Here is a 4411-nt window from a genome sequence, read left to right as displayed (position 1 = left end):
ATTAAATGTCTAACTTTTTGGGGTCAGTACAAACTCAGAGTGGGGAGCTTTTGGTAACCAAAAGAGGAGAGCTATATGAGCTGAATTTCCCAGTTTACTCGATGCACCAAGTTCCAGTAACAAGTGAGATGGAAGAAGCAATCGGTGTCCGTCCTCTTGAAGCGTGGCTTGGAAGAGATCTAGTGTGTATCCTCCCTCATGAAAATGATGTCATTGCTGCGACTCCAGATTTTGATAAAGTTAAAGCATTAGATGGCTTACTCCTAAATATCACAGCTAAAGGTAAAAACTATGATACCGTTACACGTAGTTTTGCACCAAAATTATCAGTCATGGAGGATTCAGTTTGTGGTTCTGGGCATTGTCATGTCATTCCCTTATGGGCTAAAAAGTTAGGACAAGAAGAATTTAGAGCTTATCAAGCCTCTAAGAGAAGTGGTCATCTTATTTGCCGACTAGAAGGCGATAAGCTTTATCTTGCGGGAAAAGCTGCCCTCTATAGCCGTGGCGAGATTTATGTAACAGACTAGATGTTGTCTAGTATAAGCAATAACGATTAAAGTCATTATAGAAACAAAAGATGTCTAGCTGAGCTAGGCATTTTAAATTTTCCAAATTTTTTTGAAGAATTTTCAGAAAAGACTTGACAATTTTGAAAATAAGCGTATGATATAGAGTATGAACTTAGAAATAGTAATTTTACTATATTAATCTATGTCGACTACGGTTGGTATTGTGAAAAGACTAAATAGTTCTATTAACTATTCTATAGAGCGTTGCGTCCGAAAGTCATTCCTGACACGGCTCTTTAAAAACAAAAGGAGAAGATTATGAAAACAGAACCGATTCATCGTACCAGTATGTGGAAATTTAACTTAAGTGCTTCCACCATGACTTTGATTCCCGCTGCCGTGGGGATTAACTATGTTGCCAAAGCCTTGGCGGAGGGGTTAAAGTTGCCCGTTTGGCTGGGGTCTTTGGGAACCTTTCTTGCCAGCATGTTGGCTGGGCCGGTTGCCGGTGCCATCAGTGGTTTCATCAACAACGTGATCTATGGGCTGACCTTATCGCCAATTTCAACCGTGTATGCGATTACCAGCATCGGAATTGGGATTGCTGTCGGAGTTTTGCACGCCAATGGGTGGTTCTCGTCAGCGCGACGAGTATTTGTTTCTGCTATTATTATTGCCATCGTTTCAGCTGTCATTTCAACGCCACTCAACGTCATCTTTTGGGGTGGTCAGACCGGTATCGCTTGGGGTGACTCATTGTTTGCGGTAATGGTCGCCAATCATGCACCAGTGTGGCTGGCCTCATTTACCGATGAGTTTGTCTTGGATATTTTGGATAAAGTCTGCGTGGCCTACCTGGCATTCTTCATCTATCGTCAGCTGCCGAAGCGGATGGTGCACTTCTTTAGCGGTGATAAATGATGACTGATCAAACATTGATTTCTGGAGCGCCACGGGTCAAGCTCAAGTGGTACCAGGTGATCGATCCGATTACTAAGCTCTTGTTCATCTTGGACATGACGTTGTTGAGCTTTGCCAGTATGAATTTATTGCTTCAGGCCGGATTAATTCTTGTCGCAACATTGCTATTGTTATTTTCCAAATTGAGTTCTACCATCTTTAAAGCGCTGGGATTCAGCCTGTTTCTGATTTGCACCATGCTGATCATCCAAGGGTTATTTTACAGTCGGAATCAAACTGTGCTGTTTTCTGTGCTTGGGGTGTCGTTCTACAAAGAAGGCCTGATTTACGCCACCACTCTGGGTTGTCGAGTATTGGTGATTATTTTGACCAGTGGCTTTTTTATGGTGACCACGAGTATTTCAGAAAACGCGGCCTATTTGGAACTGTCCGGATTGTCTTATAAAACCGTCTACGTTCTGATGTCGGTGTGTTATATTTTGCCGGAAATGATGCGCAATATGCGGAAAATCCAGCAGGCACAAAAAGTTCGCGGAACCAATCCGCAAAAAACGTTGATTCAGAAATTAAAGTCAGTCCTGCCGGTTCTAATTCCATTGGTGATTAAGACCTTGGATCAATCGATGGCGCGGTCGATTTCGCTCCAACTGAGAGGTTTTGATAATCCCAACCGGACTGTCAGAACCTCCCAGCGCGTGTATCGCCTGTCGCGGACTCTGCACATTGGTCTGACTGGATTGGCAATTTTATTGATTGGGTGGAAGATATGGAAGAAGATAAACGGATTGTAATTGAAAATTTGACCACCCGTTATCCGGGTACTGAGCAACCACAACTACGTCAGATTAACGCGGAGGTTCTTACCGGCCAGGTGGTTGGGATTATCGGGAATAGCCACTCCGGCAAATCGACTTTGTGCCGTGTGCTGGCAGGGGTCATTCCCAAAATTGTGTCTGCTGAGATTGAGGGCGACTGGCACATGTTTGGCCAGCGAGTGTCCGACAATTGGCCCGTTTATAATGCCATGAATGGAGTTGTACTGCAAAATCCAGCTGGCCAACTAAGCGGGTTGGCAGACACGGTTGCCGATGAAATCGCCTTTGACTTGATTAATCAGGGAATGGCTGAAGGACTGATTCAAAAACGGGTTGAAGAAGTTGCCACGCAAATGGGGCTGATTGAACAGCTGAATTTGCGTCCCGAGAGCCTTTCCGGTGGTCAGATCCAGCGGTTGGCAATTGCCACGGCGATTGTGGCTAATCCGGCTGTTTTGATTATGGATGATCCGACCAGTCAGATGGATCCCCTTGGCCGCCGGCAATTTTTCCAATGGCTGGCCCAAGTCAAAGAGACGACTGTCTTCATTGTCACCAGTGAAATTGACGATTTGTGCGAAGTCGCCGACGTTGTGTGGGTGCTGCACGAGGGTCAAATGGTAGCCCAGGGCAGGCCGGGTGAGGTGTTTAATCATTTGGCCGCTGACTGGCAGATTCCAGCCCCGACAATCCAGCAACTTGCTCAAAAAATGGATTGGCACTTGGCTGATGGCCGGTATCCGGTGAATGGCGCTGATCTGAAGGAGGCTTGTTATGTCCACAATTGAACTGAACCACCTGACGTTCACTTATCCGGAACGGTCCTTTAGCTTGGATGTTGAAGACAAACACTTCGCCGATCCGATGGTGGCGATTGTCGGCCAAAATGGTGCCGGTAAATCAACGCTCTTCAAATTGTTGACGGGCTTGCTGACACCACAAACCGGTGTGATTAAGATCGATGGAGAAAATTTTAATGATCTTAAACCAGTCGAAAAGTTACTGAAGGTTGGGATTACTTTTCAGAATCCTGACGATCAGCTTTTCAACCCGACCGTTCAACGAGAGGTGGAGTGGAGTGTCGCGCAGGTCATGGATGACCACGACACGATTACGAGGCGGGCTTTAGCGGCTCTAAAAAGAGTTGGCTTGGATGATAAAGCAGCTGAAAGTCCATATGACCTGTCATTGTCGGAACGCAAGCTGTTGAGTGTTGCCACAGTTTTGGCAGTGGATCCGGCGATTTATTTATTTGATGAGCCGATGATGTCTCTTGATTGGGAAAGCCGGCACAAGTTGACCGCAATTTTCCATCAGTTAGCTGATTCGGGCCACCAAGTTGTGACCATCACCCATGACATGGATTGGGTCGCCGCCGAGTTTGAGTCGGTGTATGTTATGGAACACGGGAAGTTTGGCTTCGCCGGCAGTCCACGGGAATTGTTCAGCGATCACGAACTTGTCCAGCGAGTGGGATTACTACCACCGCGGATTATGGACATAGCGGAGTCGCTGGGTGATTCACAGACATATTTATCGGTTAATGATTATTGCCAGAAAAATCGAGATGTATAGAAAAAGTCACCTCTGCGGGTTTTCCAGGTTGAAGGATTAACTTCAGCTTCTGGCAAGAACTCACGGTTCTTTTCTACCATTTGTCAAGTCTATCAAGACTTTAAGTAAAAAAAAGAGATAAGACAGTATCTATTCTGAGGTTACTGTCTTATTTTTAACACTTTTTGATCTATCAAGCGCAATTCAAAAAAGAACAACAAGAATTTGTTGCACGTAAGTTGGATACCGTGGGATGGACCAAGTACCTATCAATTAGTGTACTTTGGTGGTTAGCTTTTGGTCTAATTTACCAGTCAATTGGAGCTAATCGTCCTTATCGTGATTCTATTACCGATGCGACAAACGGTGTCGGTCAGCTCTTGATGACAGCTGTATATCGTGAGCAGTGGATTTTCTGGGCAGCCACTAATGTTTTCTCTATCTACCTCTGGTGGGGAGAAAGTCTTCAAATTCAAGGGAAATACTTCATTTATCTTATCAACAGTCTAGTTGGTTGTTACCAATGGAGCAAGGCGGCAAAGAAAGCTTAATACATATGTTTATCAATTAATAAGAGCTCTTTGTCAACTGTAGTGGGTGACGAAAAGC

4 protein-coding genes and 2 pseudogenes are annotated in these 4411 nt (G+C 45.0%); all 6 read left to right on the top strand.

Annotation, left to right across the window (positions count from 1 at the left end; all coding sequences use genetic code 11):
- Nucleotides 1–32: 32 nt before the first annotated feature.
- Nucleotides 33–530 (top strand): annotated as a pseudogene (locus HMPREF2867_RS07865) (PhzF family phenazine biosynthesis protein); the annotation flags it as partial.
- A gap of 300 nt (nucleotides 531–830) precedes the next feature.
- Nucleotides 831–1433 (top strand): ECF transporter S component, encoded by a 603-nt coding sequence (locus HMPREF2867_RS07860; RefSeq protein ID WP_070576940.1) that lies wholly within the window; start codon nucleotides 831–833, stop codon nucleotides 1431–1433.
- Nucleotides 1433–2224 carry an energy-coupling factor transporter transmembrane component T gene (locus tag HMPREF2867_RS07855; protein ID WP_021144109.1) on the top strand — a complete coding sequence of 264 codons (792 nt, stop codon included), beginning with the start codon at nucleotides 1433–1435 and terminating at the stop codon, nucleotides 2222–2224. The genes HMPREF2867_RS07860 and HMPREF2867_RS07855 overlap by 1 nt, the downstream gene beginning before the upstream one ends.
- Nucleotides 2200–3036: an ABC transporter ATP-binding protein gene (locus HMPREF2867_RS07850; RefSeq protein ID WP_070576938.1), complete on the top strand. Its 837-nt coding sequence runs from the start codon at nucleotides 2200–2202 to the stop codon at nucleotides 3034–3036. The genes HMPREF2867_RS07855 and HMPREF2867_RS07850 overlap by 25 nt, the downstream gene beginning before the upstream one ends.
- Nucleotides 3023–3823: an energy-coupling factor ABC transporter ATP-binding protein gene (locus HMPREF2867_RS07845; protein WP_070576936.1), complete on the top strand. Its 801-nt coding sequence runs from the start codon at nucleotides 3023–3025 to the stop codon at nucleotides 3821–3823. The genes HMPREF2867_RS07850 and HMPREF2867_RS07845 overlap by 14 nt, the downstream gene beginning before the upstream one ends.
- Nucleotides 3824–3990: 167 nt before the next feature.
- Nucleotides 3991–4353 (top strand): annotated as a pseudogene (pnuC, locus tag HMPREF2867_RS07840) (nicotinamide riboside transporter PnuC); the annotation flags it as partial.
- Nucleotides 4354–4411 lie beyond the last annotated feature (58 nt).

Origin of the sequence: Streptococcus sp. HMSC064H09 (genome assembly GCF_001812625.1) — a bacterium.
Lineage (GTDB): Bacteria > Bacillota > Bacilli > Lactobacillales > Streptococcaceae > Streptococcus.
This window is presented reverse-complemented; position numbering and strand designations above follow the sequence as displayed.

Excerpts from the sequence above, each read along its gene's own strand:
- HMPREF2867_RS07860 (WP_070576940.1), top strand. The coding sequence starts at position 831 with ATGAAAACAGAACCGATTCATCGTACCAGTATGTGGAAATTTAACTTA.
- HMPREF2867_RS07855 (WP_021144109.1), top strand. The coding sequence starts at position 1,433 with ATGACTGATCAAACATTGATTTCTGGAGCGCCACGGGTCAAGCTCAAG.
- HMPREF2867_RS07850 (WP_070576938.1), top strand. The coding sequence starts at position 2,200 with ATGGAAGAAGATAAACGGATTGTAATTGAAAATTTGACCACCCGTTAT.
- HMPREF2867_RS07845 (WP_070576936.1), top strand. The coding sequence starts at position 3,023 with ATGTCCACAATTGAACTGAACCACCTGACGTTCACTTATCCGGAACGG.